Raw genomic sequence first — 19,342 nt, 5'->3', positions numbered from 1 at the left:
GGATTCTAAAATAATTTCATTTGTCCGTTTTCTTCTTCCGCCGATTCGGTCTGTTCAGTCCCCTCGTCCGGCTGCAGGTCGTCTTCCGGCTCCGGTTCAGGCATCCGGGTTGGTTCCAGCTCTTCGATGCGGTCTACAGCATACGTGGTGAGACGTTTTCCTTTTGCTTTGAAACTCTTTATTCCCACAAAATCGCTCGCTTCTATCACCAGAGCTTCGCGGAAACTGTCGTGTCCGCCAAAGACTACTTGGATACGCGGATACACCTGACAAGTCAGCAATACCAGCTTATTCTGCTTATTTTCGCCTAAATAGTTCTGACGTTTCGATACGGCATCGAATGTAAACCGCTTCAGATACGGGTAATTCTGCTGGTCGGCATCGTAAAGCACAGCCGTCCAAACCTTTTCCTGATCAAATTTTTCTATTGCCAAGATATCGGCGTCATAATGGTTATTTAAGTCGAAATTGGTAGTATAGAAGTCTCCGTTTTTAAGGATAACCAAAATACTGTCTTCGCTCTGGAACTCTCCGAGGTATGCCCCCCGGCCATCGTAGTTCAGGCGCAACACATCGTGGTCGAACCAAACTTTGCGTCCTCCCAACGTAGAGCCTCCACGTTGTTTCAGCGTAATCTTATGAACCTCGCATTTGGTCAACAGATTTCCCATCGACTGACGACCTTTGATGTTTATCGTACTGAAATCTTTCTCGAAAATAAGCTTCTTGATACGCGGATTCGGACGTAATGTTACCTTAATAACCTCTGCCTCTCCATTGGGATTTGCCGTAAAATAAACAATCTTCGAGCCCGGAGTACCCTGAGTTACATCGTATTCACGGTCGCGAATCATCGAGGTTACATTAAATCGCTTGATGTAATGGAAACCTTCCTTCCCATCCCGATAAATTACATTATAAATCGTACGCTTATCGTTTTTCTTAAAGATATTGACATAAAGGATATTCTTACCGACAAACAGCTTATCGGAGATGCGCACGATTTTGTATTTTCCGTCTTTATAGAAGATAATCACATCGTCAATGTCGGAACAGTTACAAACAAACTCGTCTTTCTTCAGTCCCGTCCCGATAAAGCCTTCCTCGCGGTTGATATACAGCTTTTCATTGGCTTCCGCCACTTTGGTTGCCACTATCGTATCAAAGTTACGTATTTCCGTGCGTCGCGGATAATTCTTCCCGTATTTTTCCTTCAGACGTAAGTACCAGTCTACCGTATACTCCGTGATATGCGACAAATGATTATCTATCTCTTCTATCTCTGCTTTCAGCCGGGCAATAGCCTCATCCGCTTTGTCTTTATTAAACTTCAGGATGCGCGCCATCTTTATTTCCATCAACTTCAGGATGTCTTCTTTCGTAACTTCGCGTACGAATTGAGGATAAAAAGGCGTCAACCGTTCGTCAATATGTTCACAAGCGGCATCCATAGTCTCTGCCTGTTCAAACTGTTTATCTTTATAAATACGTTCTTCTATGAATATCTTTTCCAGCGAAGCAAAATGCAGGGTTTCCAACGTTTCGTTACGCTGAATCTCAAGTTCCTTACGCAGCAAGCCAAGCGTATTGTCGACCGACTTACGCAACACATCGCTTACCGAGAGAAAATGAGGTTTCTTTTCGTCAATGACGCAACAGTTTGGGGAAATGTTTACTTCGCAATCAGTGAAAGCATACAACGCATCCAGTGTTTTGTCAGAAGAAGTACCCGGCGCCAAATGAACCAATATTTCTACTTTATCCGCCGTATTGTCATCTACCTTACGTACTTTGATTTTGCCTTTTTCTACAGCTTTCAATATCGAATCGATGAGCGAAGATGTCGTTTTACCGTAAGGAATTTCGCTGATACAAAGAGTTTTGTTATCAATTTTCGATATCTTGGCACGCACACGCACCACACCTCCACGCTCTCCGTCGTTATAACGGGATACGTCGATGGCACCTCCTGTAAGGAAGTCGGGGTACAGATGAAACTCCTCACCGTGCAGATAAGAAACTGCGGCATCACACAGTTCGTTGAAATTATGGGGAAGAATTTTCGACGACAAACCTACGGCGATACCTTCTACACCCTGAGCGAGCAAAAGCGGGAACTTGACGGGAAGCGTAACCGGTTCGCGGTTTCGTCCGTCATACGAGGCTTGCCATTCGGTTGTCTTAGGATTGAATACCACATCGAGCGCAAACTTCGAGAGGCGGGCTTCGATGTAACGGGGAGCAGCCGCACTGTCGCCCGTGAGGATATTCCCCCAGTTTCCCTGACAGTCGATAAGCAAATCTTTCTGTCCCAACTGCACCAGTGCGTCGCCTATGGAAGCATCGCCGTGAGGATGAAACTGCATCGTATGTCCCACGATATTCGCCACTTTATTATAACGTCCGTCATCCAGCCGTTTCATCGAATGGAGAATACGCCGCTGCACAGGTTTCAGTCCGTCGTTGATATGAGGTACAGCACGTTCCAATATCACATAAGAGGCATAATCGAGAAACCAATTCTGATACATGCCACTTAGCTGATATTTTACCGCCTCATCTGTCGGGGAAGCCGGTTTATAACTTGAATGTTCTTCTTTTTCAGGAGTATTTGTTGATTCTTTATCCAATGTATCTTCGCTCATAATCGTATGCTAACATGCGCAAAGATACAGAGAAAAAACGAGAGGAAAAACAAGGCGGAGCGATTGCTTTCATATTTTTAAGAAAGAAACAAAGGCACACACCCTTGTTTCTTTGCAGGGTGTATGCCTGAGTAACCGATTTATAAACGATTTTCGTAAATCGAAGCCATCAGTTTCTGATACTGATTTTCAAGTGCTATGTAGGCTTGCAGGTTTTTATATACATTTTCCGCCTCCACGTAGAAGTCGATAACAGACAGTTGTCCGGCTTTTACGGCATCGTTAAGCAAGCGCAAGGTTTTGTGCATCAGGGTTACATCGTAGGCTTGCATGGCTTCGCGAAGCTGCTGCATCTCATTAAAGCGGCTTTGCACTTGGGCTTCGGTCTGCAAACGAGCATCATCCAACTGTAATTGGGCACTAAGTGCCTGAGCGCGGGCTATCTTTGTTTTCTTCCGGTTGGAAAACAACGGCAGACTTCCTCCTACAAGGAAACCGTTGCTTTTTTCTCCGACACTCGTATTACGCCGGTACCCCACTTCAATCTTGGGAAGCCAGCTTTGTTTGTTTACGTTCACCTCTTTTGTGGCGGCTCGTACAGCTGCATCGGCTTCCAACAGTCCGGCGTTGGTAGTCATCACTTCGTTATATAAAGTATTATAATCATTAATCGGCTCTACTTGCGGATAGGTATCTGTCGAAAATTCCAGCGGAAGATTTCCGTTCATGGCAAGCAGTTGCTGAAGCGCCGTGCGGTGAGCCGCATTGTTTTGAGCCACTTCCGTTTGGATGCTCATCTGCTCCATCTTGATTTTATTGACTTCCAAGATACCGGCGTCGCCTTTCTCAAAACGTTCTTCAAAGAGTTTCAGCAGTTCGTCGGAATTCCGTTTGCGCTCCGTAAGCAAGGCATTCTCTTTATTCAGCCGAATCAGGTCGAGGCAGAGGTTCTTTGCCGTAAGCAATACTTCGCGACGGGCGGCTTGCTGTTGATGTTCCAATACTTCTTGCTGCAACTTGCCCGACTGCCGGCGTGCGGCGTAAAGAGTCGGAAAGTCGAAGCCTTGCGTTACTACCAGTTCCGAACTTGCCATGCCGTCTACGCCTTTTGCGAAAAACGGACTGTATTCTACCGATGGGTCTTCTAAGTTATTTCGGGTTTGTATCTCCATTTTGCCGGCTTGGGTAGCCTGCCGTTGCGCCTGCAAGGTCTTGTTGTTTTCCTCGATGCTGCGCAACACGTCATCAATAGTCTGCGCCTGCGATACCACAGCAAACGCCAGACAGAGGGTTGTCAGTATGGTTTTCATAAATCACTTATCGTTTTGTTTACGGTTCATCAATTCGTATACTATCGGCACTATAAAGGCGTTAAGGAAAGTAGAGGTAAGCAATCCGCCTAAGATTACTTTTGCCATCGGACTTTGGATTTCGTTTCCGGGCAATCCTCCGCGAAGAGCAAGCGGGATAAGTGCCAATGCCGACGACAGGGCAGTCATGAGGATGGGGTTCAAACGGTCGAGCGAACCATGAACAATACATTCCCGAATGCCCATACCCTGCTCTTCACGTAACAGATTGTAATGACTTATCAGCAACATGCCGTTTCGGGTAGCTATACCGAAAAGCGAGATGAAGCCGATAATGGCAGGGATGCTCAGTTCGCCCGTTGTTACCAGCAGGGCAAACACGCCACCGATTAACGCCAGCGGCAGATTGAGCAGGATGATGCCGCTTTGGGTGGCATTCTTAAACTGCATGTAAAGCAACAAAAAGATGACCACGATGCTCATCACTGAGGTTAAGAGCAACGTGCGGCTGGCTGCCTGTTCGCTTTCAAACTGACCGCCGTATTCGATGTGGTATCCTTCGGGCAACTTGATTTGCTGGTCTACGCGGGCTTGTATGTCGTTCACCACGCTGCGCAAGTCGCGCCCGCTGGTGTTGGCAGAAATCACAATTTTACGTTTTACGTTTTCGCGGTTGATGGTGTTCGGTCCCATTGCCGATACCACATCCGCCACGTAGCTGAGCGGCACCTTTTGTCCTTGTGCATCGTCGATCATCAAGTCTTTTACCCGCTCCATTGTCCCGCGATAATCCTCGTCTGCCCGAACCACCAAGTTGAATGCCTTTCCCTGTTCGTAGACTTGAGAGACTACTTCGCCTGCCATATTTACTGTTACAAACTCATTGAATTGCGGCAATGAGATACCGTATTTTGCCAGCATTTCCTGACGGGGGATAATTTTCAGCTCCGGCCGCTCTATCTGTTGTTCCACGTTCAGGTCGGCTATGCCTTCCACGTCGGCCACGGCATCTTTTATCTGATTGCCTATCTGGAACATCCGGTTCAGGTCATCGCCAAACAGCTTGATGGCGATGCTTGCCTGCGTACCGCTCAGCATGGCATCGATACGGTGGCTGATAGGCTGTCCTATTTCAATGTTTGCACCCGTAAGTACCGAAAGTTTATGACGGACCTCTTCCAACAACTCGGCGTGAGAGCGGTCTTTCAGCTCGAACGGGGCTTCTATTTCAGACACATTTACTCCCAAAGCATGTTCATCCAGCTCGGCACGTCCGGTTTTACGCGCCACGGTCTGTATTTCGGGGATAGACATCAGTATCTCTTCCGCCTGTCTGCCTATCTTGTCGGATTCTTCCAGCGATATGCCCGGCATGGAGCTTACGTTGATGGTAAACGAGCCTTCGTTGAAGGGAGGAAGGAAACTGTGCCCCAATGTAAAAAAGCAGCCTAACGCCACAAGGAAAAGAGCTACCGTACTACCTAAAACAGCTTTTTTATGTTCCAGTGCCCACAGCAAGGCACGTTCGTAATGTTTTTTCAGCCAAACGGCTACAAAGGCTTCTTTCGGCAGTCCGTCTTTCTTAGGATTTCCACCCAACAGATAACTGCACAACACGGGAGTAAGCGTCAATGCCACTACGGTTGAAGCGAACAGCGAAACGATAAAGGCTACACCCAGCGGAACCAGCATACGCCCTTCCATACCGCTCAAAAAGAACAGGGGCACGAAGCTGACGATAATAATCAGCGTAGAGTTCAATATCGGCATACGGACCTCGCGTGAGGCGTTGAACACCACATCGCGCACCGGCTTGCGTTCTGACACGGGTAGCATCCGGTTTTCGCGCAAGTGTTTCCATACATTTTCCACGTCTACGATGGCATCGTCTACCAGCGAGCCGATGGCTATCGCCATACCTCCCAAGCTCATGGTATTGATACTCATGCCCATGTAATGGAGTACGAGAATCGCCACCACCAGCGACAGCGGAAGGGTAATGAGCGAAATAATCGTCGTACGTGTATTGGCCAGAAAGAGGAAAAGTACTATTACCACAAAGATGGCACCTTCGTAAAGCGAATCTTTCACGTTGCTGATGGAGCTTTCGATGAAGCGCGACTGGCGGAACGTGTCGGTAGATATTTTCACATCTTTCGGAAGATTTTTCTGCAAGTCTTTCAACGCCGCCTCCAGTTGGGCAGTCAGTTCGATGGTTCCGGTGTTAGGCTGTTTGGTTACGGTTATCAGTACGGCAGGCTTCCCTTTTTCCGAAGCCACCCCCAGCTTGGGCTGCTGCGAGCCTACCTTTACTTCGGCTACGTCTTCCAGCATCACGGGTACGCCTCCCACGGTCTTTACCACCGAACGAGCCATGCGGTCGACGTCGCTGGTCGATACCACGCCGCGCACGATGTATTCGTTTCCGTACTCGTAAATCACACCGCCGTTCGTGTTTTGGTTCATTCCGCGCGTAACTGCCATAACCTCACCCAGCGTTACGCCGTAATGCTTCATGCGGTCGGGGTGTAAACGCACCTGATATTCTTTTATGTCACCACCCAATACGGCTACTTGGGCAACACCTCCCGTAGAAAGCAGACGGGGACGAATCGTCCAATCTGCCAACGTACGAAGGTCGAGCATCGAAGTGCTGTCTGCCGTCAGTCCTACTATCAGCAATTCTCCCAAAATAGACGACTGTGGTCCCAGCGTAGGTTTTCCCACATTTTCGGGAAGATCTTCGCTTGCCGCCGCCAGCTTTTCGGAAACAATCTGACGTGCCAAGTAGATGTCTGTATCCCAATCGAACTCTACCCACACCACGGAAAAGCCTGTGGTGGATGACGAACGCACGCGGCGCACATTCGTCGCCCCGTTTACTGCGGTTTCGATAGGAAACGTTACAAGCTGCTCCACTTCCTCGGCTGCCATGCCGTTTGCTTCGGTCATCACTACCACAGTAGGAGCATTTAAATCGGGGAATACATCGACTTCGGTATGGTATGCGGTATACGTTCCGCCTATCAGCAAAAGCACCGAAGCCACCAAAATCAGCAAACGATTTTGTAACGAGAAATGTATAATTTTATTAAGCATTTGATGTGAGTTTTTTAGTTACAGGTTTACCAGCTATTTATCAACGCATTACGAGGTAAAAGCCGTATAAATCCGGAACTTGTCATCAATCGGTTTCGGTCTTTTCCGGGGCTTGAAAAATTCTATTCGAAAGACGAGTCCACTCTCCGAATAGAACCGGACGGTTTATCCGCATGAAACAAATAACACAAGCCGAAGCGTTTTTCCGCCTTCCGAAAAACAAACCGCACCGTTAAGACAAGTTCTTAATGATTATGTGTATGTCCCGGAATGGCTGTCGAAGCCGAAGCTAATTTGACATGGATAGCTCCCTGCGTTACAACCTTTTCGCCTCCTTTCAGTCCGGATAAGATTTCCACCCGCTTGCCGTCGTTTGCCCCTACGGTTACTTCCTGCTTGCGGTAACACTCCTCGTCAATCTGGCAATAGATGAAGTACAGACCTTGTTCTTCGGTGAGTGCCGACACGGGGACGCTGAGCACGTTCTGCCGCTCGGATGCCAGCAGATACACCTCGACAAACGAACCGGGTATCACATCGCCACGGTTGTCGAACTCGAAGGTTACGGGAACGTAATACGACGTGCCATCCGAAGACTTTCCGAATGAGAGCAAACGTCCTTTCAGGTCGGCAAGACTGTACACTTTGTCATCGTATGGTGTCTGGAAATTGGCCGAAGCAATGTTATGCAGTCTTGAATAATAACGCTCCGACACTTCGGCACGCAGCATGAGCCGACGGGTTTGGGTAACGCTAAGCAGCGGTTGCCCTACCGTAACATAGTCGCCTTCTTTTACGAAACATGCCTTGACGTAACCTGCCATCGGCGACTTCACCGCCACGCCCTTACCTGCCTTGCTCGGCGAAAGTGCCTCGTAAGCAATGCGTGCATTCTCATAATTTTCTTTCAATACATTAAATTCTTTTTCCGACACGATACGTTCGCCAATGAGTTTTTCCGCACGTTCGTATTCTCCCTTCGCCCGTTCGTAAGCGATGCGTGCGCGCTTCACCGGGTCGCCGTCCTGCAAGTTCTCTGCCGATACGCTCAGCAGTTCCACATCCCGACCTACGGACATTCCCTCGGTAACGGTTCTCGAAAAAGAAACCACGCCTGCCGTAGCAGCTACCAGCGTATTCTCGTCTCCCTGAGCTGCCAATACCTGTCCGCTGGTGGGTATTACTTCCCGGAATGTTCCCGGAGTAACGGTTTCTACCATCACTCCCGCCGCTTTTGCTTTTTCGGGAGTCAAAATAATTTCATCGGAATGTCCGCCATGACTTTCTGCTTCATGGGCTGCTTCTTCCGCTTCGTGGTTGTGTTGTTGCGTACATGCTCCGCACAGGAACAATAACGCTGTCCCCATAAAAAGATATTTCTTCATAAGTTTGGTGTTTTAATAATGCAAAAGTATGTCTTATTTTTGGCAACCGGGTTGCAATGTGATTGCCGGAGAAAAACAAAGGTGAGAACACGCTTCGTTCCGGTTTTACGGAACGAAACATGAATACGACCTTTTACTAAGAAACTGTTTTGAATTTCTCCAAAAAGTTTTCTTGGCTTGATGCATTCGTTTTCGTGTGTGCTTTGGGCGATTTTTTGGTTCTTTCCGCTTCTGTTCTTCGTCAGATAGCCCGCTATCTTCCTCATCACACAATCGGAAATGCCTCAAAAACTCATTCCAAATCATCGCACGATAAATTCAAAACAGTTTCTAAGACTGCAACCCTTTAAACTTATGACAATGCGGGAGGCGCACGAAGGCTCCGGACTGTAACGCAATACAATCCGTGAAGGCGCTCGATATAATAAAAGACATGCTTAGCCGATACTCCGGACGACAGAACCTGTTCTAACACGTCCAGTAACGGGTAAGTAAGGAAATAGAATGTATAGTCGGGAGTAAAATCGAAAGGGCGATTACTCGGAGAAGAGAAAGAGAAATGAGTAACACACGTGGTTTTACACGCATGACTGTCGGTATCGCCCGGATAATGGGTTTCGTTTTCCGCTGTGAGCGGAGAAGTACAGCTCGTCAAATCTGTGTTTAAACAGAACCGTTCTTCGTGATGATGATGAGGAAATGCACCCGCTATCAGCACGACTATGCTGACTACCAACATACAGTATGTACGGAAGCGATGTTGCATTTCCTCATCAGGTTTTATTGTTCTATTCGATTTCAGACATCAAACTTCTGTCATCCGGTCCTTCCGGATGGGTTACGCTGACTAACTTCATGTGGAAACTCAGCACGGAATATCCGCGAATATCCAGATATCCGCTGGCACCATAACCTAACTGATACGGGATGTAGATATCTACGTTATCGCCCGGCTTCATCCCCGGATAAGAACCGTCGTGAGAAGCCATCAGAGCCGTCTGCCACCCTGTTATCAATCCACTCACCAAGAATCCTCTCGGAGTATAGATTTGCGGGGTCTGCACATCGTCCCAATCGCCCTGATAGTTACTGTCAAACTGTTCTCCGTTTATCAGGCTTCCCCTATAATAAGTAGTTATACTGTCGGTATACAGCGGGGCACTTCCTGCAGCAACCGGCTCGCTACGGAAATGAACATACACAGAATCGGTCATATCGAAATTATCATCAAAAACGATACCACCAGTTCCTGCCATTCCGTCGTTCCAGATTTTCCAATTCTGCACACAATACCATCTCCCGTCTGCGTTGGCACGAGCTACATCTACAATCGAATCCAAATAATGCTCATTGCGCGCCTGCCAATTAGCGTACGGATCTTCAACCTGTGTATCTTCTGCACACGAAGCAAAGCCGAACGATAATGAAACCAATACGACAATCAGCCAAAGAATGTTTTTATTCATGCGTTATTCTTTAATTATTGCAGCGTTTTCAGCAAACTTGTAATGCTTACCTTATCTGCAATGATGTTATTCAATTCAGAGATTGCCACCCGTTCCTGTTCCATCGTATCGCGGTTACGCAGCGTAACGCAATTATCTTCCAATGTCTGATGGTCGATTGTTATACAGTACGGAGTACCGATGGCGTCCTGACGGCGGTAACGTTTACCGATACTGTCTTTCTCATCGTACTGGCAGTGGAAGTGGAACTTCAAGTCGTTCATGATTTCACGTGCTTTTTCGGGCAGTCCGTCTTTTTTCACCAATGGCATGACTGCCAATTTCACCGGAGCAAGGGCGGCAGGCAACTTCAAGACTACGCGAGTTTCGCCGTTTTCCAGTTTCTCTTCGCAGTATGCCGCACTCATTACGCTGAGGAACATACGGTCAACCCCGATAGAGGTTTCGATGACATACGGAGTATATGATTCGTTGATTTCCGGGTCGAAATACTTAATGCTCTTGCCTGAGAACTTCTCATGCTGGCTCAAGTCAAAGTTTGTACGGCTATGGATACCTTCTACTTCCTTGAATCCGAACGGCATCAGGAATTCGATGTCGGTAGCAGCATTGGCATAGTGAGCCAGTTTTTCATGGTCATGATAACGGTAGTGGTCATCGCCGAAGCCCAATGCCTTGTGCCATTTCAGGCGGATTTCTTTCCATTTCTTAAACCAGTCGAGTTCGGTTCCGGGTTTTACGAAGAACTGCATTTCCATTTGTTCGAACTCACGCATACGGAAGATAAACTGGCGCGCTACGATTTCATTACGGAATGCCTTACCGATTTGAGCGATACCGAACGGTATTTTCATACGGCCGGTCTTCTGCACGTTCAGGTAATTTACGAAAATACCCTGAGCGGTTTCCGGACGAAGATAAACTTTCATTGCGCCGTCTGCCGTAGAACCCATTTCGGTAGAGAACATCAGATTGAACTGACGTACCTCGGTCCAGTTCTTTGTGCCGGAGATAGGACAAACGATTTCTTCATCCAATATAATCTGACGCAACTCATTCAGGTCGTTGGCATTCATTGCCTTTGAGTAACGTTCATGCAATGCGTCGCGCTTAGCCTGATGCTCCAATACGCGGGCATTCGTAGAGCGGAACTGCTGTTCATCGAAAGCGTCGCCAAACTTCTTGGCTGCCTTTGCCACCTCTTTATTTATCTTTTCGTCGTACTTGGCGATTTGGTCTTCGATTAATACATCGGCACGATAACGTTTCTTCGAGTCGCGGTTATCAATCAACGGGTCATTGAAGGCGTCCACGTGTCCGGATGCTTTCCAAATAGTAGGGTGCATGAATATGGCTGAGTCGATGCCCACAATGTTTTCATGGAGCAACACCATGCTCTGCCACCAATATTGCTTGATATTGTTTTTCAGTTCCACGCCGTTCTGTCCGTAGTCGTATACAGCGCCCAGTCCATCGTATATTTCACTTGATGGAAAAACAAAACCATATTCTTTGCAGTGTGAAACTAACTTCTTAAAAACGTCTTCTTGTGCCATTGTTTATTTATTTTTTATACCTTGTCAATTAACTTTTTGTATAGTACGGGCGCAAAGATACGTAATTATGAGGAAAAAAGAACGATAGGTGTCTTAATTTATCTTTTTTTCCTACTTTTGTATCGCTTTTCGATACAAGCCGACGACGCTTGCTTAAAATACTACTGTGCTTATGAAACGGAAATATAAAGATAAGTATACAGAAATGACCACGGCGCCCGTTCCGCGCCTCATCGGTTCGCTTGCTATTCCTACGATTATCAGCATGTTGATTACTTCGTTCTACGTCATGGCAGACACTTATTTCGTGGGGAAAATCAATACGCAGGCAACGGCGGCGGTAGGTATTTCGTTTTCTATCATGGCGATAATTCAGGCATTCGGTTTCTTTTTCGGACACGGGTCGGGCAACTATATTTCCCGCAAGTTGGGCGCACGCGATTACCAGAGTGCCGAAAAGATGGCATCGACGGGATTCTTCTGCGCCTTCATCGTAGGAGGCATCATTACGCTGCTTGGATTGATATTCTTAAGTCCTATTTGCCGGGCGTTAGGTTCTACCGACACGATTCTGCCCTATGCCGAAACGTATCTGGGCATCATCCTGCTGGGAGCACCTTTCATGGCTTCTTCGCTGGTACTGAACAACCAGATGCGTTTTCAGGGAAATGCGGTGTATGCCATGATAGGGATTATGGTAGGCGCCGTATTGAACATCGGACTTGACCCATTGCTGATTTTTGTTTTCGATATGGGCATTGCGGGTGCGGCGTGGGCCACACTTATCAGTCAGGTATGCAGTTTCAGTATTCTGATTTACATGGACAGCCGGGGAGAAAACATCCGCATCCGTTTGCGCAATTTCACTCCGCGCCCTGCCATGCTGAAAGAAATAGTTTACGGAGGAAGTCCCTCGCTGTGCCGTCAGGGGCTGTCGAGCGTCGCCACCATCTTGCTCAATGTAGCTGCGGGGGCTTACGGCGATGCCGCCATTGCCGGTATGTCTATCGTAACCCGCGTTTGCATGTTTATCAACTCGTTTCTTATCGGTTTCGGACAAGGCTTCCAACCCGTTTGCGGCTATAACTACGGAGCAGGCATTTATCCCCGTGTGCGTCAGGGATTTTGGTTCTGCGTAAAGATTGGCGTGGTTTTTCTGACGGTATGTTCCGTCATCGGCTATATCTATGCTCCCGAAATCGTAGAGTGGTTCCGTAAGGGAGACCCTGAAGTAACAGCCGTAGGAACGCAGGCTTTGCGCTGGCAACTCATCACCCTGCCGCTGGGCACGTGGGTCATTCTTTGCAACATGTTGCTGCAAACCATCCGCCGCCCGGTACGTGCCGTATTGCTGGCTTCGGCACGTCAGGGATTGTTCTTCATTCCCGCCATTCTGATACTGCCCTGCTTCTTGGGCTTACAAGGAGTGGAAATGAGTCAGGCCGTAGCAGACTTGTGTTCGTTCCTGTTTGCTCTCCCCGTTGCCATACCGGTTTTAAACTCGCTGAAAGTGCCAAGAGAATCAACCAATTAGCAAAGGCTAAAATTCTACCCATAGCGCACCATTACGCAACCGTATATGTTGGTTAACGCATACGTATGTGTTGACCAACATATACGGTAGAATTTTTTCAACGACTTTTTAAGGAAGGTGCGTGGTATCGAGGCAACAAATTTATTACCTTTGCCCGAAAATAAAACTAACCAGCTATGCCACTTAATTTACCCGACCGGCTTCCGGCTATTGACCTGCTGAAGGAAGAAAATATATTTGTTATCGACAGTTCGCGTGCCACCACGCAGGATATCCGTCCGCTGAAGATTGTCATCCTCAACCTGATGCCTATCAAAATAACGACGGAAACCGACCTTATCCGTTTGCTTTCAAACTCTCCGCTTCAGATAGAAGTCAGCTTCATGAAACTGAAAAGCCACACGTCGAAAAATACCCCGATAGAACACATGAAAGCGTTTTACCGCGATTTCGACCTGATGCGCGACGAGAAGTTCGACGGCATGATCATCACCGGTGCGCCCGTAGAGTTGTTAGACTTTGAAGAGGTGAATTACTGGCATGAGATTCAAGACATTTTCAACTGGACCCGCACGCACGTCACCTCTACTTTTTACATCTGCTGGGCGGCACAGGCGGGGCTGTATCACCATTACGGCATACCGAAATATCCGCTTCCGAAAAAGATGTTCGGCATATTCGAACACCATATCTGCGAAGGTTTCCAGCACTTGCCTATCTTCCGCGGATTCGACGATGTGTTTTTCGTTCCCCACAGCCGCCATACGGAAGTGCGCCGCGAGGACATCGAACGCTGTCCGGCGCTACGTATCATCTCCGAGTCGGCCGATTCGGGCGTACACATCGTAATGGCACGCGGCGGACGTGAGTTTTTCGTAACCGGACATTCGGAATATTCGCCCTACACACTCGACACGGAATATCGCCGCGATTTGGCAAAGGGGCTGGCTATCGACATGCCGAAGAATTACTACCGCCATGACCAGCCCGATGAGGGACCGCTGGTGAGATGGCGCAGCGTGGCAAACCTGCTGTTTTCTAACTGGCTGAACTATTACGTTTATCAGGAAACTCCTTACGATATTAACCAAATCAAGTAATGAAGAAACAACGCTTGATAGAACTGCTTGCTCCGGCAAAGAATGTGGAGTGTGGCATAGAGGCTGTAAACCACGGGGCAGATGCTGTTTACATAGGCGCACCCCGATTCGGTGCACGTGCGGCGGCGGGAAACTCGATAGAGGACATCGCTGCATTAGTGGCGTATGCACATATATATAATGTACGCATCTACGTAACGGTGAACACGATTCTTCGCGATGAAGAGTTAAGTGATACCGAAAAACTTATCTGGGAACTTTACCGCATCGGTGTGGATGCACTGATTATCCAAGACTTGGGCATCACGCGACTGAACCTGCCCCCTATCCCGCTTCATGCCAGCACGCAGATGGACAACCGCAGTGTGCAGAAAGCCCGGTTTCTCGCCGAAGCGGGATTCCGCCAGATAGTGCTTGCCCGCGAACTGACACTCGATGAGATAGCAAAGATACACGCAGCCTGTCCCGACACGTTGCTCGAAGTATTTGTTCACGGTGCGCTGTGCGTAAGTTACAGCGGACAGTGTTACGTCAGTCAGGCGTGTTACGGACGCAGCGCCAACCGTGGTGAGTGCGCACAGTTCTGCCGCCTTGCTTTCGACATGGTAGATGCCGACGGCAAAGTGATAGCAAAGGACAAACACCTGCTTTCGCTGAAAGACATGAACCAAAGCGAGAATCTGGAAGCCTTGCTCGATGCGGGAGCTTCGTCGCTGAAAATAGAAGGCAGACTGAAAGACGTGGCTTACGTAAAGAACGTTACGGCATATTATCGGAAAAAGCTGGACGAAATATTCAGACGCCGTCCGGAATATGCCCGCGCGTCTTCCGGGCGTGTAAAGCTGGGATTTCGTCCCCAATTAGATAAAAGTTTCAGCCGGGGCTTTACCGATTATTTCTTGCACGGGCGTAACCGCGATATTTTTTCGTTTAACACACCGAAGTCGATGGGCGAAGAGGTAGGAACGGTAAAAGAAGTGCGGAACAATTATCTGAGTGTGGCGGGTATCACTTCTTTCAATAACGGTGACGGACTGTGCTACATAGACGAGCAGGGTAAACTGTGCGGATTCCGGGTGAACCGCGTGGAGGGCAACAAGCTATTCCCTCAAGAGATGCCCCGAATAAAGCCCAAGACCAAGCTGTACCGTAATTTCGACCAAGAGTTTGAACGGCTGATGCAAAAGAAATCGGCAGAAAGGAAAGTGGCAATAAACATGGTGTTCGAAGAAAACGCTTTCGGCTTTACGCTTTCGCTGACCGATGAAGACGATAACCGCATCAGCGTTACGTTGCCCCGCGTAAAAGAGGCGGCGCGTACCCCTCAAACAGAAAACTTGCGCAATCAGTTAAGCAAGTTGGGCAATACGCCTTTCGAAGCGGAAACCATCCAAATCAACCTTTCTGCCGATTGGTTCATTCCTTCTTCCGAACTGGCAGACTTGCGCCGTCGGGGAATCGAAGCATTATTAGCCGCCCGACGCATCAACTACCCGCAACAATGGGAACGATTACCCGAAACGCATCATGCTTTCCCGGTACAAGAGTTAACGTATGCAGGCAATGTGATGAACAAATCGGCATACGGATTCTACTTGTCGCACGGGGTACGGCACATTGCTCCTGCCTTTGAAAAAGAAGCACCGGCCGATGCCGTACTCATGACGTGTAAGCACTGCCTGCGTTACAGCATGGGATGGTGTCCTACCCGCCAAAAGACACGCTCGCCTTACCGTGAGCCTTACTATCTGATAAGCGGAGACGGACGACGCTTCCGTCTGGAATTCGACTGCAAAGCATGTCTCATGAAAGTTTTAACGGATACCGACAGCCATGCGACCCACTAAATATTTACTATTGCTATTCTTGCTGGCTATATGTGTCAGTGCCTGCCATTTCAGGAGAGGGGCATCCGCTTCCGTCAATGGACAGACGGAACTAACAGATTCTTCCATTCAAACACGCCCCTATCCGTTAAGTTCCAACTTCAAGGTACTTGCCGATACGCTTTGGCTGCACCAGCTGCCGTTTACCGACTCTGTCCCGGTAACGTGTGACGATGAGCTGGTGGTTGCCGAATTTGCTATTCATCCTGAAGACTCAGCCGATTCGGTATGGGTTAAAGTGGCACGCGACCAAGCCACCATCGGGTGGATTCAGGAAAAAACGCTTTTAGAAAACATTGTCCCTGTCGACCCCATTTCGCAATGTATCCACTGGTTCAGCAGTTCACGTGCCTTAGCTTTCTTCTCCATCTTAGGAATATTCTTCTTATGGACTGTTTATAGAGCCGTGAGTAAAAAGCAAATCAAACTGATTTGGGTTAATGATATAGACAGCATATTTCCCATCACACTGTCGTGGCTACTGGCGGCAGCAGCTACCCTTTACAACAGCCTGCAACAGTTTGCTCCGCATACGTGGGAGTGTTATTATTATAATCCTTCGCTCAATCCTTTCGAACAAACATTTTTATTAAGCCTATTTTTGCTTTGCCTCTGGCTCATCGCACTGGTAGGTATAGCCATGCTCGATGACCTTTTTCACCAGACCACGCTTGAAGTTGCTTTCTTCTACCTCCTCGGATTAGCCTCATGCTGTATTTTCTTATATATATTCTTTACATATATATGGATTTACGCAGCCTATCTTTGTTTTGCGGCTTATACGATATGGTGCATCCAACGATTACGAAACGCAGCATGTTATCCGTATGCCTGCGGAGCTTGCGGAGCCAAAATGAAAAACAAAGGAATCTGTCCCCACTGCGGAGCATTAAACAAATAAAAAAGAAAAGATAATGAACCTGCCTTTTGATTTTATAGAACAGACTCGCCAACTGATGGGCGCGGAAGCCTGTAACGAACTTTGTGAAGCGCTGACCCGCGAAACGCCTGTAAGCATCCGCATGAATAACGACAAGTGTCCGCTTCATCCGCTTCATGCAACTCCCGTAGCATGGAGCAAGGGATGGTACTTAGACTATCGCCCCACGTTTACATTCGACCCCCTGTTTCACGCCGGGTGTTACTACGTGCAGGAGGCGTCATCAATGTTTGTCGAGCAGGCGTTACGACAATATGTTCACGAGCCGGTGGTCATGCTCGACCTTTGTGCAGCTCCGGGAGGTAAATCCACATTGGCACGCTCCGTATTGCCAGAAGGCAGTCTGCTGGTGGCAAACGAAGTTATCCGGAACCGTTCGCAGGTATTGGCCGAAAACCTGATAAAGTGGGGGCATCCTTCGGTAGTTGTTACAAACAACGACCCAGCCGATTTTGCAGAATTGGGAGGAGTGTTCGATGTTATCCTGACCGATGTTCCCTGTTCGGGAGAAGGCATGTTCCGCAAAGATGAAACAGCCGTTTCGGAATGGAGTTTGGAGAATGTAAATGTATGCTGGCAGCGTCAACGGCGCATCTTACAAGCCATTTGGGGATGCCTGAAACCAAACGGCATACTGATTTACAGCACATGCACATTTAACCGCGAAGAGAATGAGGACAATGTAGCGTGGATTGCCCGTGAATTGGGGGCTGAGGTGCTTCCGATAGAAACCGATGCTGCTTGGAATATTTCCGGAAACCTTACCGGAGGTGAGTTCCCCGTTTACCGCTTCCTGCCTCACCGCACAGAAGGAGAAGGTTTATTTCTCGCTGTATTGCGTAAAACTTGTGAAGACTCTTATGAACCGGCATCCAAACGCAATAAGAAGAACAAGCCGACAGACAAAAAACAAACCGTAGCTTACCCCAAAGCTGTAACCGAATGGATAGCAGACCACAAACAATACGAGTTTTCGGCAGAAAACGGTACGATAACCGCTTTTCCTGCCACTTGGAAAGATTTATACATGCGGATGAAACAAACGCTCCGAGTAATTCATGCAGGTATTACGCTGGCTGAGCAAAAAGGTAAAGACTGGCAACCGTCTCATTCACTGGCTATGAGTACACAACTTGCCCCACAGGTTTTCCCGCTGGCAGACCTCACTTACGAGCAGGCCATTGCTTACCTCCGCAAAGAAGCTATAACGCTGGATGCTTCCATTCCGAAAGGCTACGTCATACTAACGTATCAAAACCATCCGTTAGGCTTCGCTAAAAATATCGGAAACCGAGCCAACAATCTTTATCCTCAAGAATGGCGCATCCGCAGCGGTTATATGCCTGAAGAAGTCAAAACACTTTTATTCTGATTTTATTTGCGCTTTAATACCTTGCGGATATTATCAAGAATTTCAGGAGTCGGAACTTCTGTCTTATTTAATATTACGTACGAAAAATTATCGGCAAGTATTTCTTCGGGATTCGTAACATTACGGGTGTTCTTACCTATCTGCGTATAGAGATCGGTAGCCTTATCAAGCGGATAAATAACTGTTTCTCCGTTCATCTGCACCGGAACGAACTGGTTGTTCAACGGAATTAATCCGACGCAAACGTACTCATTGAGGCTTCCGCTTTCGTAAGGACGGCTGGTATACATAATCATGGCACAATTCCGCTTACTGCCATCAATCGTAAATGTAGCATAATTGTCGTAACGGTTGATGTCGGGGTCGGATATGCGTTTCTCGATTACATCTGCCGGAAACAGAATCTCCCGGTTAAGCACCGTGAAGCCTATCGTTTTATACATCGCACGCTTGAATACCAAGTCGCTCCGTGTAAGGATATGGAAAAGTTCATGCGTCAACACCTGCTGCAAGCTGTCTTCCGAAGCCCCGCTCAAAAGGTTTTCGCCCAAAGCAATCCAGTTTTTACGCGCATATCCACTGCGGTTTCCCTCTTCTTTCATAGAGGTCTTCAGCAGGATTATCTCTTTCGGAAAATGAAGCGTAAATTTCTGCTTTTGTATCTGGTCGCTAATAGCCTTCATTGCTTTATTCACTTTTTCGCGGTCTTGGTCGCTCCAGTTTTGCGTTTCATTCATCGCCAATGTCAGAAATTGCGATTTGCGTCCGTCCTTCTTCTGCAAACGCACCTCTACGTCAAACTGATTCAAACTATTCGTATACTCGTCGATATCGGTTATCAACATTTGAGCTTCTGCCCGCGTTGCAAAGCGATAAGGGATCGTATTCTGCGCCCATGCAGCAGCAGTCCATAAAAAGCAGCCTAAAACAGCCAGAAATATGTTCGAGAATTTCATAATTGTATGTCGTTTAGCGTTATTTCCTGTTTCGGGCAGTAAATATAAGAGAATATTTTGGTTTTTTCTAACAATCCAAAGGAAAAATAGTAG

The 19,342-nt window shown here is 47.8% G+C and carries 13 protein-coding genes; 5 read left to right on the top strand and 8 right to left on the bottom strand.

The window, feature by feature from the left end:
• Positions 1-5 precede the first annotated feature (5 nt).
• From H9626_RS09580 to H9626_RS09550, 7 genes are all read right to left on the bottom strand, one after another.
• The gene (locus tag H9626_RS09580) at positions 6-2,645 is read right to left on the bottom strand and encodes a DNA gyrase/topoisomerase IV subunit A (protein WP_191710365.1); all 2,640 of its coding nucleotides are present in this window, start codon (positions 2,643-2,645) and stop codon (positions 6-8) included.
• 140 nt (positions 2,646-2,785) lie between these two features.
• Positions 2,786-3,955: a TolC family protein gene (locus H9626_RS09575; RefSeq protein WP_191710364.1), complete on the bottom strand. Its 1,170-nt coding sequence runs from the start codon at positions 3,953-3,955 to the stop codon at positions 2,786-2,788.
• A gap of 3 nt (positions 3,956-3,958) precedes the next feature.
• Positions 3,959-7,054, bottom strand: coding sequence for an efflux RND transporter permease subunit (locus H9626_RS09570; protein WP_191710363.1), 3,096 nt, complete (start codon positions 7,052-7,054; stop codon positions 3,959-3,961).
• A 245-nt stretch (positions 7,055-7,299) separates the two neighbouring features.
• Positions 7,300-8,439 (bottom strand): efflux RND transporter periplasmic adaptor subunit, encoded by a 1,140-nt coding sequence (locus H9626_RS09565; protein ID WP_191710362.1) that lies wholly within the window; start codon positions 8,437-8,439, stop codon positions 7,300-7,302.
• A gap of 352 nt (positions 8,440-8,791) precedes the next feature.
• Entirely contained in the window at positions 8,792-9,205 is a 414-nt protein-coding gene (locus H9626_RS09560) for a DUF6769 family protein (protein WP_191710361.1), read from the bottom strand.
• Positions 9,206-9,227: 22 nt separating this feature from the next.
• Entirely contained in the window at positions 9,228-9,905 is a 678-nt protein-coding gene (gene bamJ, locus H9626_RS09555) for a BamJ family beta-barrel-assembly machinery protein (RefSeq protein ID WP_191710360.1), read from the bottom strand.
• 14 nt (positions 9,906-9,919) lie between these two features.
• Positions 9,920-11,461 carry a glycine--tRNA ligase gene (locus H9626_RS09550; protein ID WP_178256086.1) on the bottom strand — a complete coding sequence of 514 codons (1,542 nt, stop codon included), beginning with the start codon at positions 11,459-11,461 and terminating at the stop codon, positions 9,920-9,922.
• A gap of 172 nt (positions 11,462-11,633) precedes the next feature.
• Between H9626_RS09550 and H9626_RS09545 the strand changes: the two genes are divergently transcribed.
• The 5 genes from H9626_RS09545 (at position 11,634) to H9626_RS09525 (ending at position 18,293) form a co-directional block, all read left to right on the top strand.
• Positions 11,634-12,995, top strand: coding sequence for an MATE family efflux transporter (locus H9626_RS09545; protein WP_191710359.1), 1,362 nt, complete (start codon positions 11,634-11,636; stop codon positions 12,993-12,995).
• 176 nt (positions 12,996-13,171) lie between these two features.
• Positions 13,172-14,095 carry a homoserine O-acetyltransferase MetA gene (metA, locus tag H9626_RS09540; RefSeq protein ID WP_178256084.1) on the top strand — a complete coding sequence of 308 codons (924 nt, stop codon included), beginning with the start codon at positions 13,172-13,174 and terminating at the stop codon, positions 14,093-14,095.
• Positions 14,095-15,942, top strand: coding sequence for a peptidase U32 family protein (locus H9626_RS09535; RefSeq protein WP_191710358.1), 1,848 nt, complete (start codon positions 14,095-14,097; stop codon positions 15,940-15,942). Before metA ends, H9626_RS09535 begins: the two co-directional genes overlap by 1 nt.
• Complete coding sequence (locus H9626_RS09530) at positions 15,929-16,882, top strand: hypothetical protein (RefSeq protein WP_191710357.1); 954 nt, start codon at positions 15,929-15,931, stop codon at positions 16,880-16,882. The genes H9626_RS09535 and H9626_RS09530 overlap by 14 nt, the downstream gene beginning before the upstream one ends.
• Before the next feature lie 13 nt (positions 16,883-16,895).
• Positions 16,896-18,293 carry a methyltransferase RsmF C-terminal domain-like protein gene (locus H9626_RS09525; RefSeq protein ID WP_178256081.1) on the top strand — a complete coding sequence of 466 codons (1,398 nt, stop codon included), beginning with the start codon at positions 16,896-16,898 and terminating at the stop codon, positions 18,291-18,293.
• Between the two features lie 2 nt (positions 18,294-18,295).
• Here the strand turns inward: H9626_RS09525 and H9626_RS09520 are convergent, their stop codons facing one another.
• Entirely contained in the window at positions 18,296-19,249 is a 954-nt protein-coding gene (locus H9626_RS09520) for a M48 family metalloprotease (RefSeq protein WP_225230950.1), read from the bottom strand.
• Positions 19,250-19,342: the final 93 nt, after the last annotated feature.

The sequence above is a fragment of the Phocaeicola faecium genome (genome assembly GCF_014837055.1).
GTDB classification, from domain to species: Bacteria; Bacteroidota; Bacteroidia; order Bacteroidales; family Bacteroidaceae; genus Phocaeicola; species Phocaeicola gallinarum.
Note: the sequence above shows the minus strand (reverse complement) of the source record. Positions and strands in the feature narration are given on the sequence as shown.